General features: G+C 70.4%; 18 protein-coding genes and 1 tRNA gene. 9 read left to right on the top strand and 10 right to left on the bottom strand.

What is annotated here, in order from left to right; all coding sequences use genetic code 11:
- From ACZ7PG_RS20100 to ACZ7PG_RS20085, 4 genes are all read left to right on the top strand, one after another.
- Positions 1–1,056, top strand: a complete 1,056-nt coding sequence (locus tag ACZ7PG_RS20100; protein WP_470240523.1) for an AAA family ATPase — start codon at positions 1–3, stop codon at positions 1,054–1,056.
- A gap of 113 nt (positions 1,057–1,169) precedes the next feature.
- Entirely contained in the window at positions 1,170–1,880 is a 711-nt protein-coding gene (locus tag ACZ7PG_RS20095; RefSeq protein ID WP_470240522.1) for a hypothetical protein, read from the top strand.
- A gap of 220 nt (positions 1,881–2,100) precedes the next feature.
- Entirely contained in the window at positions 2,101–2,307 is a 207-nt protein-coding gene (locus tag ACZ7PG_RS20090; protein ID WP_470240521.1) for a helix-turn-helix domain-containing protein, read from the top strand.
- An 11-nt stretch (positions 2,308–2,318) separates the two neighbouring features.
- Positions 2,319–3,680 carry a tyrosine-type recombinase/integrase gene (locus tag ACZ7PG_RS20085; RefSeq protein WP_470240520.1) on the top strand — a complete coding sequence of 454 codons (1,362 nt, stop codon included), beginning with the start codon at positions 2,319–2,321 and terminating at the stop codon, positions 3,678–3,680.
- Between the two features lie 91 nt (positions 3,681–3,771).
- Here the strand turns inward: ACZ7PG_RS20085 and ACZ7PG_RS20080 are convergent.
- The 4 genes from ACZ7PG_RS20080 to ACZ7PG_RS20065 form a co-directional block, all read right to left on the bottom strand.
- Positions 3,772–3,859, bottom strand: a tRNA-Ser gene (locus ACZ7PG_RS20080).
- Between the two features lie 33 nt (positions 3,860–3,892).
- A complete protein-coding gene (locus tag ACZ7PG_RS20075; RefSeq protein WP_470240519.1) occupies positions 3,893–4,108 on the bottom strand; it encodes a CsbD family protein in 216 nt (71 codons plus the stop codon).
- 30 nt (positions 4,109–4,138) lie between these two features.
- Positions 4,139–4,567, bottom strand: coding sequence for a nucleoside deaminase (locus ACZ7PG_RS20070; protein WP_470240518.1), 429 nt, complete (start codon positions 4,565–4,567; stop codon positions 4,139–4,141).
- A gap of 23 nt (positions 4,568–4,590) precedes the next feature.
- Complete coding sequence (locus tag ACZ7PG_RS20065) at positions 4,591–5,073, bottom strand: tRNA adenosine deaminase-associated protein (protein ID WP_230863018.1); 483 nt, start codon at positions 5,071–5,073, stop codon at positions 4,591–4,593.
- Between the two features lie 77 nt (positions 5,074–5,150).
- Between ACZ7PG_RS20065 and ACZ7PG_RS20060 the strand changes: the two genes are divergently transcribed.
- Entirely contained in the window at positions 5,151–6,380 is a 1,230-nt protein-coding gene (locus ACZ7PG_RS20060) for a M20 metallopeptidase family protein (protein ID WP_470240517.1), read from the top strand.
- Here ACZ7PG_RS20060 and ACZ7PG_RS20055 read toward each other — a convergent pair.
- Positions 6,377–8,323 carry a phosphocholine-specific phospholipase C gene (locus ACZ7PG_RS20055; RefSeq protein WP_470240516.1) on the bottom strand — a complete coding sequence of 649 codons (1,947 nt, stop codon included), beginning with the start codon at positions 8,321–8,323 and terminating at the stop codon, positions 6,377–6,379. The two genes, ACZ7PG_RS20060 and ACZ7PG_RS20055, sit on opposite strands and share 4 nt — an antisense overlap.
- Positions 8,324–8,392: 69 nt before the next feature.
- Here ACZ7PG_RS20055 and ACZ7PG_RS20050 point away from each other — a divergent pair, with 69 nt between their 5' ends.
- From ACZ7PG_RS20050 to thrS, 4 genes are all read left to right on the top strand, one after another.
- The gene (locus ACZ7PG_RS20050; RefSeq protein ID WP_470240515.1) at positions 8,393–8,770 is read left to right on the top strand and encodes a VOC family protein; all 378 of its coding nucleotides are present in this window, start codon (positions 8,393–8,395) and stop codon (positions 8,768–8,770) included.
- 25 nt (positions 8,771–8,795) lie between these two features.
- Complete coding sequence (locus tag ACZ7PG_RS20045) at positions 8,796–9,263, top strand: heme-degrading domain-containing protein (RefSeq protein WP_470240514.1); 468 nt, start codon at positions 8,796–8,798, stop codon at positions 9,261–9,263.
- Positions 9,264–9,323: 60 nt separating this feature from the next.
- A complete protein-coding gene (locus tag ACZ7PG_RS20040) occupies positions 9,324–9,947 on the top strand; it encodes a dihydrofolate reductase family protein (RefSeq protein WP_470240513.1) in 624 nt (207 codons plus the stop codon).
- 131 nt (positions 9,948–10,078) lie between these two features.
- Positions 10,079–11,278, top strand: a complete 1,200-nt coding sequence (gene thrS / locus ACZ7PG_RS20035) for a threonine--tRNA ligase (protein WP_470240815.1) — start codon at positions 10,079–10,081, stop codon at positions 11,276–11,278.
- On the opposite strand, the gene ACZ7PG_RS20030 is transcribed toward thrS, so the two are convergent.
- The 5 genes from ACZ7PG_RS20030 to ACZ7PG_RS20010 form a co-directional block, all read right to left on the bottom strand.
- A complete protein-coding gene (locus tag ACZ7PG_RS20030) occupies positions 11,268–12,107 on the bottom strand; it encodes a MerR family transcriptional regulator (protein WP_470240512.1) in 840 nt (279 codons plus the stop codon). The genes thrS and ACZ7PG_RS20030 overlap by 11 nt on opposite strands.
- A gap of 112 nt (positions 12,108–12,219) precedes the next feature.
- Positions 12,220–13,047: an ABC transporter permease gene (locus tag ACZ7PG_RS20025; RefSeq protein ID WP_470240511.1), complete on the bottom strand. Its 828-nt coding sequence runs from the start codon at positions 13,045–13,047 to the stop codon at positions 12,220–12,222.
- Positions 13,044–13,937 (bottom strand): ABC transporter permease, encoded by an 894-nt coding sequence (locus tag ACZ7PG_RS20020; RefSeq protein ID WP_470240510.1) that lies wholly within the window; start codon positions 13,935–13,937, stop codon positions 13,044–13,046. The genes ACZ7PG_RS20025 and ACZ7PG_RS20020 overlap by 4 nt, the downstream gene beginning before the upstream one ends.
- A complete protein-coding gene (locus tag ACZ7PG_RS20015; protein WP_470240509.1) occupies positions 13,934–14,977 on the bottom strand; it encodes an ABC transporter ATP-binding protein in 1,044 nt (347 codons plus the stop codon). Before ACZ7PG_RS20015 ends, ACZ7PG_RS20020 begins: the two co-directional genes overlap by 4 nt.
- Positions 14,974–16,200, bottom strand: a complete 1,227-nt coding sequence (locus tag ACZ7PG_RS20010; RefSeq protein ID WP_470240508.1) for an extracellular solute-binding protein — start codon at positions 16,198–16,200, stop codon at positions 14,974–14,976. Before ACZ7PG_RS20010 ends, ACZ7PG_RS20015 begins: the two co-directional genes overlap by 4 nt.
- Between the last annotated feature and the right edge of the window lie 43 nt (positions 16,201–16,243).

The raw sequence follows: 16,243 nt of genomic DNA, 5'->3' as shown, positions 1-16,243 counted from the left end.
ATGACCACGCCCCGGCCTTTGGCCGCCGTGCCGACACCGCCCGCCCGCCGCACCCGCTGGACGGACGCGGAGCTGATGCGAGAGGAGTTCCCGCCGCCGAAGTGGGCCGTCCCCGGTCTGCTGGCGGAAGGGCTGAACCTGCTGGCCGGTGCGCCGAAGCTGGGCAAGTCGTGGTTCTCCCTCGGCACCGGCGCAGCCATCGCCAACGGCGACCCCGTACTCGGCTCGATCGAGGTGGAACGCGGACCGGTCCTGTACTGCGCGCTGGAAGACACCGGCCGGCGGTTGCAGCGCCGCCGGCGGCAGATGCTCGCCGCCGGCGGCCGCGCCGCGCCGCTGCTCACCCTCGAAACCGCCTGCCCCACCATGACCAACGGCGGCGACGCCGTCCTGGTCGACTGGCTGGAAGAGAACCCGCACGCCCGGCTGGTCATCATCGACACCTTCGAGAAGATGCGCGGCACCGACGCGGCCGGGTCATCGGCCTACAGCGCCGACTACGCCGCGGCCGGCCGGTTCAAGCAGCTGGCCGACCACTACAGCGTCCCGTTCCTGCTCATCCACCACGTCCGCAAGCAGAGCGCCGAAGACTGGCAAAACCTGGTCTCCGGCACCGCGGGCATCACCGGCGCGGTCGACGCGACGCTCGTTCTCGAGCGCGGCCGGGGGCAGGCGGACGGCGTGCTGCACGTGACCGGCCGCGACGTCGAAGAAGCCGACTACGCCATGTCCTTCGACGCCACCGCCGGCGCCTGGACCAAGCTCGACGGCCCCGCCACGGACCACCTGGTGGGCGACACCCGCGCGGACATCCTGCGGTTGCTGCGCGAGCACGGGCCGCTCAAGCCCGCGCGGATCGCCGAAGCGCTCGGGGCCAACCCGGGCAGCATCCGCCAGACCTGCAAGCGCATGGGCGACGCCGGGCAGCTGGCCCGCACGACGGACGGCACCTACAGCGCGCCCGGAGCCGGGACGAGTGACAGCGGCACCACCCCCACTCTGTCACCCCTGTCACCGCTGTCACTCCAAGCCGCTGACCAGCACGAACAGCTGTGACAGCGGGAGTGACACCCCGAGGACCTGTCACACCTCACCGTCACCGCCGCGGCCTGCCTCGCCGCCTGTGGGGACGTGACAAAGCCCAGCTCACCGCACCGAAGGAGACCCGGATGTGTCGCTCAGCCGCCGAAGGTGGCCGCCGATGCGCCGGCGCGAGCTGCGGCGCCGCCGGCGCCCGCGCCTGCCAGGCCCGCTGCCGCGCCCGCAACAACCTCGAAGCCGCCCGCATCACCGCCGACCCGGACCGGATCGCCGCGGCCGAAGCGAAGTACACCGCCGTCACCGGCGCCCCACCGCCCGACGTCGGCGCCTTCGCCGGCCAGCTGCCCACCACGCCCGAACCGACCGCACCGGAGAAGCCCATGCCGAAGCCCGAAGAACCGAAGCCCAGCACGCCGGAACCGACCGGGTCGACCGCGGACCGCGTCCGCGACGCCGTGGCCAAGCTGAACAGGGCGCCGGGCGAGTGGACCAGCTTCATCGACATCCGCAAGGCCCTCGGGGACGTCGACCACGAGGAGTTCAGCCGGGCCGTGCGGGAGCTGGCGCGCACGAACCCCCACGTCTTCCTCATCCCGGAGGACAACCGCAAGGCATTGCGGCAGGTGGACCACGACGCCGCGGTGGACTACAGCGGAGAACCCCAGCACTACATCGCGATCGAGAAGCCACGCGAGGCCGCGGCCAAGGACCGGGTTCAGGCATCCGGCCTGAGCGACGCGACCCCGGACGACCTCGCGCAGGCCCTGCGGGACCCGCTCACGTCATCGCAGCTCTACGACCAGATCCGGGCCGAGCAGAAGCGCCGCGGACTCGCATAGCGGCCTGACCTGCACGTTGTCACGTCCCCTGCAGGGGTGACACCAGCGACCACCCCATGGGTGTCACACCTGTCACTCCGTCACTCAACCCACCCTGACCAGCACAAACAGTTGTGACACCTGCTGTGACACCCCGGATCACCTGCCACATCCACCGATCGAAGGAGAACGCCGTGTTCGTGCCTTGCCGTCTTGCCCGCCACGCCACATGGAGCACGCCTTGGACACCGCCACTCACGCCGGACCCCGAACTCTCCTGACCGTCGAAGCCGCCGCGGAACAGCTCAGCATCGGCCGAACCACCATGTACGCCCTGATCAAGGCCGGCGAAATCACCACTGTCCGGATTGGCCACCTCCGGCGCATCCCGGCCGCCGCGCTCGCCGCCTACATCGACCAGCTCACCGCCATCCAGATCGCAGCCTGAAGGGAACTCCCATGGCACGCAGGAAACGTCCCGAAGGCACCCGCGCACCGAACGGCGCAAGCACCATCTATCTCGGTAAGGATGGGAAATGGCACGGTCGCGTCACAATGGGAATCCGCGAGGACGGTAAGCCGGACCGGCGGCACGTCGAGCGGAAGACGGAAGCAGAAGTCATCGAAGCCGTCCGAGAACTCGAACGCCAGCGCGACTCCGGCCGCGTCCGGAAAGCGGGCCGGAGCCTGACCGTCGAGCAGTGGCTTACCCATTGGGTCGAGAACATCGCGGCGCCAACGGTTCGCCTCACGACGATGGTCGGATACCGCGCGTCGGTGTACAAGCACCTCATTCCGAGCATCGGCGCACACCGGCTCGACAAGCTACAGCCTGAGCACCTGGAGACCGCTTACCGGAAGATCCTCCGAAAAGGACTCAAGCCGTCGACAGCGCACCTCGCGCACCGGACCGTCCGCGCCGCGCTCAACGAAGCTGTCCGGCGACGGCACATCACCGAGAATCCCGCGCGCATAGCGAAAGCGCCGCGTGTGGAAGAAGAAGAGATCGTGCCCTTCTCGCGCGATGAGGCGCGACGCCTGATCACCGCCGCCGGGGAGATCCGGAACGGCGCGCGGTTCATCATCGCGCTTTCGCTCGGACTTCGGCGCGGCGAAGCGCTCGGGCTCAAGTGGTCTGACGTCACGATCACGTGGAAGCACGGGTGCGCGCGCGGCGAAGCCTGCCGCCGCAAGCTCACCGCCGTCGAATGCCCAGCGCGACGCGGCGCCGGCACGCTCGCGGTCCGCCGCTCGATCCAGCAGCTGAACTGGCAGCACGGATGCACGCCCGACAAGCCGTGTGGGCACGAGCACGGCGCCTACTGCCCGGAGCGGTTCGGCGGCGGCTTGGTCGTCGGTGAGGTGAAGTCGCGGGCCGGGCGCCGCGTCATCGGCCTTCCCCGGCCCGTGATCGAGGCCCTGGAGGCGCACCGCGTCCAGCAGACAGACGAGCGCGAAGCGGCGGCGGATCTCTGGGAGGAAGGGGAGTGGGTGTTCGCCACGCCGATCGGCCGGCCGACGCACCCAACGCCGGACAACCGCGCGTGGAAAGCGTTACTGCGCCTGGCAGGCGTGCGCAACGCGCGGCTCCACGACGCGCGGCACACGGCCGCAACGGTGCTGCTGGAGCTCAAGGTGCCGTTGCCCGCGGTGATGGAGCTGATGGGCTGGTCCAACGCGTCCGTGGCCAAGCGGTACATGCACGTCAACACCGAGCTGGTGACGTCGGTGGCGGAGCAGGTGGGCGCTCACATGTGGGCCGATCCGGACGACGAAGACGAGGAGGACGACGGCCCGGAAGGCGCGCTCGTGCCCGCCTGATCGGGGGGGGCATCTGAGACGGAAACTGAGACGGGACAGCAAAACGTCCGGCAACCCCATGAGGGTCGCCGGACGTTTTGCCTGTTGAGAGCGGTGGCGGTGGGATTTGAACCCACGGACGGGGATTAGCCGTCACACGATTTCGAGTCGTGCTCCTTCGGCCGCTCGGACACGCCACCGCCGAGAACAATACCGGAGGGCACCCGCGCCCATCACAAGGGGTCGGCGCCCCGGTCGCCGCGGCGCCTGACCTGCGCTTCTCGCACCAGGCCGCGGGCCTTCGAACGCAGGTCGTGGGCCACTTCGGCCACCTGCGCGCGTCGGCGCTGCATGCGTCCGGAAGCCTCCATGCGCCGGTTGCCCGTCGCCTTCCCGAGCTTCGAACGTGCGCCGCCGACTGCCTGCTGGACCTTGTCCTTCATAGTCATGCCCAGTGGGTACCCACCGGCGCGCGAAGGTCAGCGCCGCGTGGCGAAATACGTCTCCAGGATGGCTGCGCACTCCGCCGAAAGGACGCCTCCGTGGACCTCCGGGCGGTGGTTGAGACGGCGGTCGCGGACCACGTCCCACAGCGACCCCACCGCGCCCGTCTTGGGCTCCCACGCCCCGAACACCAGCCGTGAGATCCGGGCCAGCACCAGCGCGCCCGCGCACATCGTGCACGGCTCCAGCGTCACCGCCAGCGTGCAGCCCTCCAGGCGCCAGCCGTCGCCCACCACGCCCGCCGCCGCGCGGAGCGCGAGGATCTCCGCGTGGGCCGTCGGGTCGCCCAGCTCCACGCGGGCGTTGCGGGCCGCCGCCAGGGGCTTGCCGTCGGGGTCGAACACGACCGCCCCGATCGGCACGTCCGAGCCGGGAGCCCGCGCCGCTTCCAGCGCGGCCTCCACGGCCTCGGTGTCGGACGGCCGTCTCAGAGCTCGTCCAGGAGCTTGGCGAACTCGCTGCCGAACCCGCAGCGCTGCGCCACCATCTGCAGCTGCTCGTCCGGGTACAGGTCGACCTCGCCGACGATGACCTCCAGCTCCGGCCCGGGCAGCCCGAGGTCCGCCAGCAGCCCGAGATCACCCTCGGGCCAGACGGAGTCGTCCTCTTCGTCCGGTGGGTCGACGCGCAGGACGTCGAGGACGTCCGCCGCGATGTCGTAGTCCAGTGCCGCCGCCGCGTCCGAGAGGAGCAACGAGGGCCCCCGCGGGCTCGGCCGGACGATGACGAAGAACTCGTCGTCGACCGCCAGCAGCCCGAAGGACGCACCGGTGGAACGTAGTTTGCCCAGTTCAGTGATCGCTGCGTCCAGCTCGGTCAGCGCCCCCGGGTCGAGCGCACTGCACCGCCACCGACCGTCTTCCCGGACCACGGCTACCGCGAAGCCCGTGACCGGCTCATCCACCGCCATGCGCACACCGTATTCCGCCGCTCGACCGAACGCACGCACGGTGCGCCCGAAGCGCCGCATGGGGCACTATCGGGAGCATGACCGGCCCCACTGACCTGCCCACGCTGCCCGGCACACCGTTCGCCGGCCTCCTCGACGACGCGCGGGCGCTGCAAGACCGCACGGTCGCGCTCCGGCGTGCCGTGCACCGCCACCCGGAGCAGGGCCTCCACCTCCCGATCACCCAGGCGGCGATCCGGGAGGCGCTCGCCGACCTGCCGCTGGAGATCACCGAGGGCAAGGCCACGTCGTCGCTGACGGCCGTCCTGCGCGGCTCACGGCCCGGACCGGCGGTGCTGCTGCGCGGCGACATGGACGCGCTGCCGCTGACCGAAGAGACCGGCCTCGACTTCGCGTCCGAGGACGAGGAGTCGATGCACGCGTGCGGGCACGACACGCACGTCGCGATGCTCGCCTCGGCCGCGCGGCTGCTCGCCGGGCGCAAGGACAAGTTGGCCGGGTCGGTCGTGTTCATGTTCCAGCCGGGCGAGGAGGGGCACCACGGCGCCCGGTTCATGATCCACGAAGGCGTGCTCGACGCCGCCGGGACGCGGGTCGAGCGCGCGTTCGGCGTCCACATCCTCGCCAACCTCCGGAGTGGACTGCTGTCGGTCCGGCCGGGCGCGCAGATGGCGTCGGCGGACTCGTTCTCGGTGCTCGTGACCGGCAAGGGCGGCCACGGCTCCGCGCCGCAGCACACGATCGACCCGGTACCGGCGGCCGCGGCGATGGTCGGCGCCCTGCACACGATGATCACGCGCCGGGTCAGCGTGTTCGACCCCGCGGTGCTCTCGGTGACGCGGATCCAGGCCGGCACGACGACGAACATCATCCCGGAGACGGCCGAGCTGCAGGGCACGATCCGCACGCTGTCCGAACAGACGCGCGCGCTGGTCCGCGCCGAGCTGCCGAAGGTGTGCGAGCAGGTCGGCGCCGCGTACGGCTGCCGCGTCGTCGCCGACGTCGAGCCGGGCTACCCGGTGACCGTCAACGACGACCGCGTCGCCGCCGAAGTCCTGACGCTCGGGGAGGCCGTGCTCGGCCTGGAGAACGTCGAACTGATGGCGGACCCGCTGATGGGCGCCGAAGACTTTTCCTACGTCCTGCAACGCGTTCAGGGCGCGTACGCGTTCCTCGGCGCGTGCCCGCCCGGCGTCGACCCCGCCGAAGCGGCCGCGAACCACTCCAACCGCGTGCTCTTCGACGAGGACGCGATGCCGAGCGGCGTCGCGATGCTCGCGGCGTTCGCGCTCGACGCCCTGCGTTAGGGCCCGGTCCGCGACGGGCGGCCGTCCTCGAGGTGCCCGGCGAAGCGGCGACGCCACCCGGGCGCCTCGAACGTGACGTCGTACCAGCCGTTCTTCGCCGGCACCGGGAACTCGTGCGAACCGCCTGGCGGGAGCGTGACGTCGTTGAGCGCGACCGGCGCCGGACCGCTGTTGGTCACCGTGACCCGCAGCGCGGGCGCCGGCGTGAACGTGACGGAGGCGTCGAGACCCGCTTTGCCGGAAGCCTCGACGACGAAGCCGTTCGGGCCGTGGATCGCGATGTCGTACGAGTCCGCGTACGCGACTTCGCCCGTCGTGGAGACGCCAGGGCCGACGTCGAAGCGTTGTGACGCTCCGCCCGCGTGGTAGGCGTACGCGGCCAGCTGCAGCGTCTGCGTTCCGTGGTTGGCCAGGTGCAGCTCGAGCGCGTCCGGCCCGGCCGTGGCCCAGGCGACCGGCTGGTACGGCAGCGGGCGCGCCTTCGCCGTGCCGGGGTCCTGCACCAGGGCGCCCGGCCCGAGCCCGGGCTTCGGGAGCCGGGACTGCGTCCGGTCGGCTTCGGCGCGCAACGCGTCCGCGTCCGGCAGCAGCGGGATCGTCGTGTCGTGCGCGCGGAAGTCGAAACAGCTGGTCAGGTCGCCGCAGATGGCCCGGCGCCAGGCCGAGATGTTCGGCTCGCGCACGCCGGTCCACGTCTCGAGGAAGCGCAGCACCGACGTGTGGTCGAAGACCTGCGAGTTCACCCAGCCGCCCCGGCTCCACGGCGAGATGACGGTCATCGGCACGCGCGGCCCCAGCCCGATCGGCACCGGCGCGCCGGACGCGCCGCCCTTCTCCGGACGGTTCCCCGGCAGGTACTCACCCGGGGTCCCGGGTGGCGGTGTCGGCGGGACGACGTGGTCGAAGAAGCCGTCGTTTTCGTCGTAGTTGATGAAGACGACGGTCGATTCCCACAGCTCCGGCTTGTCCCACAACGCTTTCAGCATCCGCTGGATGTAGGACGCGCCGTCGACCGGACGGGCTGCGGGGTGCTCGCAGTAGCCGTACGGCGCCACGACCCACGACACCGCGGGCAGCGTCCCGGCCGCGCAGTCGGCGATGAACTCGGCCAGCACGTGGTCGAGGTCCTTGCCCTTGCCGGAGTCGGGCAGCAGCTTTTTGCGCAGGTTCGCGCGCTCGGCCAGCCGTTGTTTCACGGGGTCCATCGAGTACAGCGCGTCGTGGAAGTTCCGGAACAGCCACAGCGGGTTGTCGCCGTAGTCGCCGGCGAAGTGCTCGGGGACGCCGCGCTCCTCGTCGTTCGCGTAGATCCGCCAGCTGATCCCGGCGGACTCGAGGCGCTCCGGGTACGTCGTCCAGTGGAACGACGGCTCGTAGTCCGGGAAGTTGTGCGTGACCGGGCCGCCGGCGACGCCGTCCGGGTCGATCGTGCCGGTCCAGTGGAACAGCCGGTTCGGCTGCGTCGGGCCCTGGATCGAGCAGAAGTAGTGGTCGCACAGTGTGAAGGCGCCGGCCAGCGCGCGCTGGAACGGGATGTCGTCGCGCGTGAAGTACCCCATCGTCATGGGACTCTTCGCGGCGACCCAGGCGTCGTACGCGCCGCCGTTCCACGCTCGGTGCGTGCTGTTCCAGTCGTGCGGCAGCTCGCCGAGGTCCTGGCCGTCCACAACGGACGTGTCGACCCGGAACGGCAGCACCGGCGCGCCCTTGCCGCGCTGGCGGAAGACGTCCCGCAGCGCCGCGCGGTCGCCGAAACCCCGTACGCCGGCCATGCTGCCGTAGTAGTGGTCGAACGACCGGTTCTCCTGCATCAGCACCACGACGTGGCGGACGTCGTCGATCGTCCCCTTCCGCGGCGGAACCGCGCACGCGGCCGTCAGCGAGCCGGCGACGGTGGCCGCGGCCGCGCCGCCGAGCACCGTGCGCCGCCGGATCCGGCCCATGCACGCCTCCTCATCCCCACGTCAGCGGCCCGGCGAGAGGTACCTTCTCCGCGGAGAGAGGTGGTACCCATGCTCGACTCAGCGGATCTGGTCGCCTTCGCACCGTCGACCGACCTGGAGCGCTCACGTGCCTTCTACACGGACGTCGCCGGGCTCGAGTTCATCGAGCAGACCCCCTTCGCGTGTGTGTTCCGCAGTGGCACGACCATGCTCCGCGTCACCGCCGTCGCCGAATTCACGCCGCAGCCGTTCACGGTGCTCGGCTGGGCGGTCGCCGACATCCGGGCGGCGGTGGCCGGGCTGCGCGACCGTGGCGTGGAGTTCCTCACGTTCGACACGCTGCCACAGGACACCGACAAAATCTGGACCACGCCGGGCGGGCGGATCGCGTGGTTCCGCGATCCGGACGGCAACGTCCTGTCACTGACCGAGTTCACTGGCAATTAAACAACAGTGTTGATTTAATGGGTGGATGACCGACGCCGAACGCCTCGCCCAGCTCGCTGACCAGGAGGAACGCCTCCAGTTCACGAAGTTCGACAACGAGACGGCGCTGGCGCTCGGCGCCCAGCTGCTGGCGGCCGCGAGGGAGCGCGGGCTCCCGGTGACGATCTCGGTCCGCCGCAACGGCCAGCGCCTCTTCCACGCGGCGCTGCCGGGGACGTCGGCCGACAACGACGCGTGGATCGACCGCAAGAGCCGCGTGGTGGACCGCTACGGCCACAGCTCCTTCCTGGTCGGCTCGCAGTTCCGCGCGAAGGGCGGCTCGTTCGAGGCGGACTCCCGCCTGGACCCGGACGTGTACGCGGCCCACGGCGGGGTGTTCCCGGTGCTCGTCCGCGGCGTCGGCCCGGTCGGGACGGTCGGCGTGTCCGGCCTTCCGCAGGCCGACGACCACGCGTTCGTCGTCGAGCAGCTGGAGCTGTTCCTGGCCTCCTGACGCTGTCGATCCGGCGCCTCCCCGGGTGACGTAGTGGTACACGGCATCCGAGGAGGCACCATGAGCAAGCTGATCGCCACGACGTTCCTGAGCCTGGACGGCGTCTACCAGGGCCCGGGCGGCACCGACGAGGACCCGTCCGGCGGGTTCGACCTCGGCGGCTGGGTGACGCCGTTCTACGAGGACGGCATGGCGGAGCTCGCCGAGGAGTGGATCAGCCGGGCGGGCGCGTTCCTGCTCGGCCGCCGGACGCACGACATCTTCGCCGCGCACTGGCCGAAGGTCACCGACCCCGCCGATCCGCTGGCCGCGCGCCTCAACGGCCTGCCGAAGCACGTGGTTTCGCGAACCCTGACGGAGTCGCCTTGGGCGGGCACGTCGCTCGTGCGCGGCGACGTCGTCGAGTCCGTCCGCGAGCTGAAGTCGCGGCCGGGCGACGAGCTCCAGGTCCACGGAAGCGGCGAGCTGCTGCGGACGTTGATCGCGCACGACCTCGTCGACGAATACCGGCTGTGGCTGTTCCCGGTCGTGCTCGGCAAGGGGCGGCGGCTCTTCCCGGACGGGGTCGTGCCGAAGAAGTTCGAGCACGTCGAGAGCCGGCGCACGGCCGCGGGCGTCACCGTGCTCGTGCTGCGACCGGCCGGGAGCCCGGAGTTCGACACGTTCCGGCTCGTGGCGGAATAGCGGTGGACGGTCCTGCTACCGTCGAAGGCATGAAGCGCGCAGCGAACACGACGACGCCGGAAAGTGTCCCGGCGCGCTGATCCATTGCTCACGAAGCCCGGGGCGGTCGCCCCGGGCTTCGTCTTGTGGTCATCCGCCTCGCCGTCCACGAGGAGTCCACAATGCACGACCACCGCAAGCTCGGCCGTGAGCTCGGCCTGTTCGACACCGACCCGCTGATCGGCGCGGGCCTGCCCTACTGGCTGCCCGACGGCGCGATCGTCCGGCACAGCCTCGAGGAGTACGTCCGCGGTCTCGAACGGCGCGCGGGGTACCGGCACGTCCATTCGCCGGTGCTCGGAAAACGGGAGCTGTACGAGATTTCCGGGCACTGGTCGCACTACCGCGACGACATGTACCCACCCATGGACGTCGGCGGCGAGCAGCTCGTGCTGCGGCCGAGCCTCTGCCCGCACCACGCGCTGATCTACCGTTCACGCGGCCGCAGCTATCGCGAACTTCCGTTGCGGCTCGCCGAAATCGGCGGAATGTACCGCAGCGAACTGTCCGGCGTGCTCGGCGGGCTGAGCCGGGTGCGCGCGATCCAGCTCAACGACGCGCACATCTTCTGCACCCCCGACCAGGTCGAAGCCGAGGCGGCCGCCGCGCTGGCCCTGATCCGGCAGGCCTACGACGCTCTCGGCATCAGCCCGGCGCGCTACCGGCTCTCGCTCCCCGGCCCCGGCGGGAAGTACGTCCCCGGCGACTGGGATCGGGCCGTGGAAATCCTGCGCTCGGTCCTCGACGGGCTCCCCTACGACGCGGTCGAGGGCGAGGCGGCCTTCTACGGCCCCAAGATCGACGTCCAGATCGTCGACAGCGCGGGCCGCGAATCGACCCTTTCCACCGTCCAGATCGACTTCCACCAGCCCGAGCAGTTCGGCCTCGAGTACGTCGGCGCGGATGCCGCGAAGCACCGGCCGGTCATGGTGCACCGCAGCATCATCGGCAGCGTCGAACGCGCGGTGGCGCAGCTGGTCGAGGTCCACGGCGGCGCGTTCCCGGCCTGGCTGGCGCCGGTCCAGCTGCGGCTGCTGCCGGTGTCCTCCGCGGAAATACCCCACGCTCAGTCCGTTTTGGACGGTTGCGAAGAGCTGCGCGCGGAAATCGCCACCGAGGGCAGCCTCGGCGCGCGGATCCGGGACGGGCGGCTGGTGCCGTACCAGGCCGTGATCGGCCCGCAGGAGGTCGCCGCCGGGCAGCTTTCCCTGCGGCTGCGCGACGGCCGCCGTGTCGACGCGCAGCCGGTGGCGGACGCGCTGGCGTGGATCAGGGCGGAGGTCAAGCCGTAGCCGCGGCCAGCCAGCCGAACGCCGGCGCCAGGCTTTCCGGGGCGGCCCAGCCGTTCACCACGGCGAGCAGCCGCAGGTAGCGCTCGCGGCGGGGATCCTCGACGAGCGCGAGCCATTCCCTCAGCTGAGCGGAATCGCGGCCGAGACCGTCGACGATCACCCTGGCCGCCGGTGAATCCGGTGCGACTCCGGCGGCCAGGGCCGGCGTGACGGCGTCGCGTACCTCGGCGGCGAGGCCGCGGCGCAGACCACCTTCGTGCTGCTCCACGAGCCGGCGCAGGATCGCGCGGAACTCTTTGTCCTGCGTGAGCTCCGCCAGCTCGATCCAGGCCTCGACCTGTGCGGGGTCGGGATTCTCCGGCAGTTCAGGCGTCAGGGTGCGGGCGACTCCGGCGAGGTCGGGTCGGTCCCCGAGAGCGTCGCTGAGGAAGTCGTCCACCAGGCGACGTCGCTCCACTTCGGACAGCCGGGCCAGCTCGTGCATCAGCGTTGTCTCCTCCGGGGTCGAGCCGCGCTTCGCCACGGCCGTCAGCACCGCGTGGCGCACGCGCAGCACGCGGATCTGCACCTCCAGGGCCTCGGCGTGCCTCGCCGCGACGTCGGCGACGGTCGCTTCGCCGTCGACGACCCGCCGGATCGTGGCGAGGTCGACGCCCAGGTCCCGGAGGGTGCGGATGAGGTCGAGCCGGGCGCGCGCGGCGTCGTCGTACTGCCGATGACCTGCGGTGTTGCGGCCGGACGGCGGCACGAGGCCGCGGTCGGAATAGAACCGGACGGCCTTGACCGTCAGGCCGGTCCGGCGGGCCAGCTCGCCGATCGAGTACCGCATGCCCGTCAGCGTGGCACCTCCCCTCGGGGGAGGCGCAAGTCCGAGGTTCGCCCGATCGTGTCGATCATCTGTTCGACGTTTCACGGTAAAGTCGAACGCATGAGCGAACGGACTAGGTCTCCTCCCGGATCCGGGTGACCAGCTGGGTCGGGTTCACGAACCGCAGCGCGACGAGAAGGAGCACGAGCATGGACGCGGTGTAGATGGTCGCCATGGCGTCGACCGACTGGTTGGCCCGGATGCCCGCGGCGAACACGGAGTTGTAGAGCGCCACGACGAGGGTCGTCGAGTCCGGGCCGGCGGTGAGGAACGTCAGCTCGAACATGCCGACCGTCCGGACCAGCACGAGGATCGAGGCGGCCAGGATCCCCGGCAGCAGCAGCGGGCCCAGGATCCGGGTGAACACCGAGACCGTGCGCGCGCCGGACATGCGTGCGGCGGCTTCGATCTTCGGGTCGATCTGCTCGATGAACGGCGTCATGGTCAGCACGACGAACGGTACTGACGGCACCAGGTTCGCCAGGATGACGCCGGTGGTCGTGCCGGCCAGGTGGAACTTGTAGAGCACGGTGGCCAGCGGGATGCCGTAGGTGATGGGAGGGATCAGGATCGGCAGCACGAACAGCAGCATCACCAGGCGCTTGCCGGGGAACGAGCGGCGGGCCAGCGCGTAGGCGGCCGGGACGCCGACCGCCACCGACACGGCGATCACCACCAGGGCGACGACCGCCGTGGTGAGGAGGACGTCGGAGAGGCCGAACTCGCGCCAGGCGTCGGCGTACCAGTGGGTGGTGAAGCCGTCCGGGAGCCAGGTGCCGAACCACTGCTCGCCGAACGAGTCGACGACCACCGAGAGCACGACGCCGGCGAGGTTGACGAAGAAGAACACGACGACGGCCCAGACGACCCAACGTCCGGGACGCGCGACCCAACCGGTCATCCCTTGCCTCCGGTCGCTCCGCGGTACAGCGTGCCGCGCCACGCCATGACCAGGCCGATCACGATCAGCATGATCACCGCCATGAGCATCGCGACGGCCGAGCCCATCGAGTAGTCGTACTCCTCGAACGCGGCGTGGTAGGCCGCGATCGAGATGACGCGGGTCTCGTTCGCGGGGTCGCCGACGAGCTGCGCGCTCGGGAAGACCGAAAAAGCCATCACGAACGAAAGGCAGAAGGTGATCGCCAGGCCGGGAGCCAGCAGGGGCAGCGTGATGCGCCGGAAGCGCTGGGCCCAGTTCGCGCCGAGGGTCGCGGCGGCCTTCTCCAAGGAGGGGTCGATGCCCGAGAGATAGGACAGCGTCAGCAGGAAGGAGAACGGGAAGCCGGTGATCACCAGGGACAGCAGCACGCCGGTGTAGTTGTGGATCAGCGGGAGCGGCTCGCTGGTGATGCCGAGGACGGTGAGCACCTTGTTCAGCCAGCCCGCCGGCCCGCCGTACATGATCAGGCCCTGCGCGGTGAGCACCGTACCGAGCGTGATCGGCACGACGAGGATCGTCGTCAGGAGGCGCTTGCCGCGGACGCGGCCGCGCATCACGTAGGCGATCGGGATGCTGGCGAGGACGTTGATGAACGTCGCGGGCAGCGCGATGCCGAGCGTCGTCCAGATGGTGTCGCGCAGGTACGGGTCACCGAAGAACTTCGCGTAGTTGGCGAAGACCCCGCCTTGGCGCGGGGCGAAGGACAACTGGAGGCCGTAGAGGAAGGGGTACAGGAACAGGCAGGCAGTGACGAGCAGGCCGGGCACCAGGAGGAGCAGGGTGCGGTCGATGCCGCGTTCGGCCAGGCGGTGACGCAGCGCCGGGCGAGCGCTCGCGACGGCCGTCATGGCTCGAACACCAGGACACGCTCGGCCGGGACGCCGATCCGGACGGTGTCGCCCGGGGCGAGGCGCTTGTCCGTGCGGAAGTACACCGGTGTCCCGCTCTCGAGACGGGCCGAGACCGACAGTTCGCGGCCGTGGTACTCGACGATCTCGACCGTGACATCGAGGGCATTCTCGGCGCCGTCGCCGATGACGAAGTCCTCGGGGCGGATCGCCACCTTCGCCGGGCCCTCGGTGAGCGAGCCGCGACCCGTCAGGCGGGCTCCGGCACCCTCGACGATCAGCGAGGACCCCGCGGTGCCCGTGACCGTCACGTCCAGGAGGTTCCGATATCCCATGAAGGAGGCCACATAACTGTTCATCGGCTGGGCGTACACCTCTTCCGGCGTGCCGATCTGCTGGACCGTGCCGTCGCGCAGGACCACCAGGCGGTCGGCCAGCGACAGGGCCTCCTCCTGGTCGTGGGTGACGTACACCGTGGTCAGGCCGAGGGTCTGGTGAAGGCGGCGGATCTCCATCCGCATCTCGAGGCGGAGCTTGGCGTCGAGGTTGGACAGCGGCTCGTCCATCAGGACGACCGGGGGCTCCAGCACCACGGCCCGGGCGATGGCGACGCGCTGCTGCTGCCCACCGGAGAGCTGCGCGGGGAACTTCGCCGCGTGGTCGGTGAGCTGCACCAGGCGCAGGGCGTCGTCGACGCGCCGGCGGGCGTCGGCGCGGGCCACCTTGCGCATCTTGAGGCCGAAGCCGACGTTGGCGCGGACCGTCATGTGCGGGAACAGCGCGTAGTTCTGGAAGACCATCCCGAACCCGCGCTGCTCCGGGGGCCGGCCGTCGATGCGGGCGTCGTCGAGCCAGATGCTGCCGCCCGTCAGGGGCAGCAGGCCGGCCAGGCAGTTGAGCGCGGTCGACTTGCCGCAGCCGGACGGGCCGAGGAGGGCCACGAACTCGCCGCGCGTGATGGCGAGGTCGAGGCCGCTCAGGGCGTTCGCGGTGCCGAAGCTCCGGGACACCCCGTCCAGGCGGAGCTGCTCGAACGTCACTTCTTGCCGACCTTCGAACCGCCGACCAGCTGGTTCCACTTGTCGAACGCCTTGACCTGCTGCTCGGCCGGCAGCGAGGTCTCCTTGGGGTACTGCGAGATCCACTGCTCGTACTCCGGGCGGCCGAACTGCTTGATCGTGTCCTGGCTCTTCTGCGGCGCCATCTGCAGGGTGACGTCCTTGACCGCCGGGCCGGGGTAGAAGTAGCCGTCGTCGTAGGCGATCGCCTGCTGGTCGGGCTTCAGCATCCACGCGATCAGCTGCAGGATCGCCGACTCCTGATCGGGCGACAGGCCCTTGGGGATCAGGGCGTACTGGGCGTCGGTGACCCAGTGCATCGGCTGCATGATCGCGGTCTTGACCGTGTTGGGCACCGTGCCGAGCTTGCGGGGGTTGATGTCCCAGCCGGTCGTCGACATGACCATGTCCACCGAACCCGACGCGAGGTTCTTCATCGTCTCGGTGGTGCCGGACGGGTAGTACTTCACGTACTTGCCCAGCTCCTGCAGGAACGCCCAGGTCTTGTCCCAGCCCTTGTCCGGGTCCTTCGGGTCCTTGTCTCCGAGCAGGTACGGCAGGCCCATCAGGAACGTCCGGCCGGGGCCGGAGTTCGACGGCTGCGCGTACTGGAACTTCTCGGGGTGGGCCTTGGCCCAGTCGAGCAGCTCCTGCGGGGACGCCGGCGCCGCCGGAACCGCTCCCGGGTTGAACTCCAGCAGCGGGCCGGACGGGTAGTAGACGACCTCGACGCCGTAACCGTTGGCCAGCTCCTGCATCTTGGCCGCGGGCTCGAGGTAGTTCTGCATCAGGTTCGGGAACCGGCTCGAGAAGTCCGGGAGGACCTTCGCGAGGGTGCCGTTCGCGATGCCGGCGGACAGGCCGTCCGTGCCGCTGAGGACGAGATGGGTCTGGGCGACGCCACCGTCCTGCTCGGCCTTCAGCTTGCCCGCCATGCTCGGCGCGGGTGCCGTCGAGTACGTGACCTTCGAGAGCACCTCGGGGTGCGCGGCCTTGAAGTTCTCGATCATCTGCTTGGTGAGCTGCAAGTTGCCCGCGATGTCGAGGATGTTCAGGTCGACGGGCTTGCTCGGCTTGTCGGGGACGGCCTTCGGATCCGCCGCCTGGCCGCCGTCCCCGCCGGGAGCGCCACAGGCCGCCAATCCGGCCACGAGGCCGGCCGCCAAGAGCACTCGTCGGAATCGGAAGCCGGTGCGACGTTGCATGGCTGCTCCCTGGGTCCGTGATAATGTTGTATGTCGCATCGTA

The organism is Amycolatopsis sp. NPDC114504 (assembly GCF_055633595.1).
Note: the sequence above shows the minus strand (reverse complement) of the source record. Positions and strands in the feature narration are given on the sequence as shown.

What these genes read in the sequence shown, in the direction of transcription:
- ACZ7PG_RS20100 (WP_470240523.1), top strand. Translation starts at nt 1, where the DNA reads ATGACCACGCCCCGGCCTTTGGCCGCCGTGCCGACACCGCCCGCCCGC.
- ACZ7PG_RS20095 (WP_470240522.1), top strand. Translation starts at nt 1,170, where the DNA reads ATGTGTCGCTCAGCCGCCGAAGGTGGCCGCCGATGCGCCGGCGCGAGC.
- ACZ7PG_RS20085 (WP_470240520.1), top strand. Translation starts at nt 2,319, where the DNA reads ATGGCACGCAGGAAACGTCCCGAAGGCACCCGCGCACCGAACGGCGCA.
- ACZ7PG_RS20075 (WP_470240519.1), bottom strand. Translation starts at nt 4,108, where the DNA reads ATGACTATGAAGGACAAGGTCCAGCAGGCAGTCGGCGGCGCACGTTCG.
- ACZ7PG_RS20065 (WP_230863018.1), bottom strand. Translation starts at nt 5,073, where the DNA reads ATGGCGGTGGATGAGCCGGTCACGGGCTTCGCGGTAGCCGTGGTCCGG.
- ACZ7PG_RS20060 (WP_470240517.1), top strand. Translation starts at nt 5,151, where the DNA reads ATGACCGGCCCCACTGACCTGCCCACGCTGCCCGGCACACCGTTCGCC.
- ACZ7PG_RS20055 (WP_470240516.1), bottom strand. Translation starts at nt 8,323, where the DNA reads ATGGGCCGGATCCGGCGGCGCACGGTGCTCGGCGGCGCGGCCGCGGCC.
- ACZ7PG_RS20050 (WP_470240515.1), top strand. Translation starts at nt 8,393, where the DNA reads ATGCTCGACTCAGCGGATCTGGTCGCCTTCGCACCGTCGACCGACCTG.
- ACZ7PG_RS20045 (WP_470240514.1), top strand. Translation starts at nt 8,796, where the DNA reads ATGACCGACGCCGAACGCCTCGCCCAGCTCGCTGACCAGGAGGAACGC.
- ACZ7PG_RS20040 (WP_470240513.1), top strand. Translation starts at nt 9,324, where the DNA reads ATGAGCAAGCTGATCGCCACGACGTTCCTGAGCCTGGACGGCGTCTAC.
- ACZ7PG_RS20030 (WP_470240512.1), bottom strand. Translation starts at nt 12,107, where the DNA reads ATGCGGTACTCGATCGGCGAGCTGGCCCGCCGGACCGGCCTGACGGTC.
- ACZ7PG_RS20025 (WP_470240511.1), bottom strand. Translation starts at nt 13,047, where the DNA reads ATGACCGGTTGGGTCGCGCGTCCCGGACGTTGGGTCGTCTGGGCCGTC.
- ACZ7PG_RS20020 (WP_470240510.1), bottom strand. Translation starts at nt 13,937, where the DNA reads ATGACGGCCGTCGCGAGCGCTCGCCCGGCGCTGCGTCACCGCCTGGCC.
- ACZ7PG_RS20010 (WP_470240508.1), bottom strand. Translation starts at nt 16,200, where the DNA reads ATGCAACGTCGCACCGGCTTCCGATTCCGACGAGTGCTCTTGGCGGCC.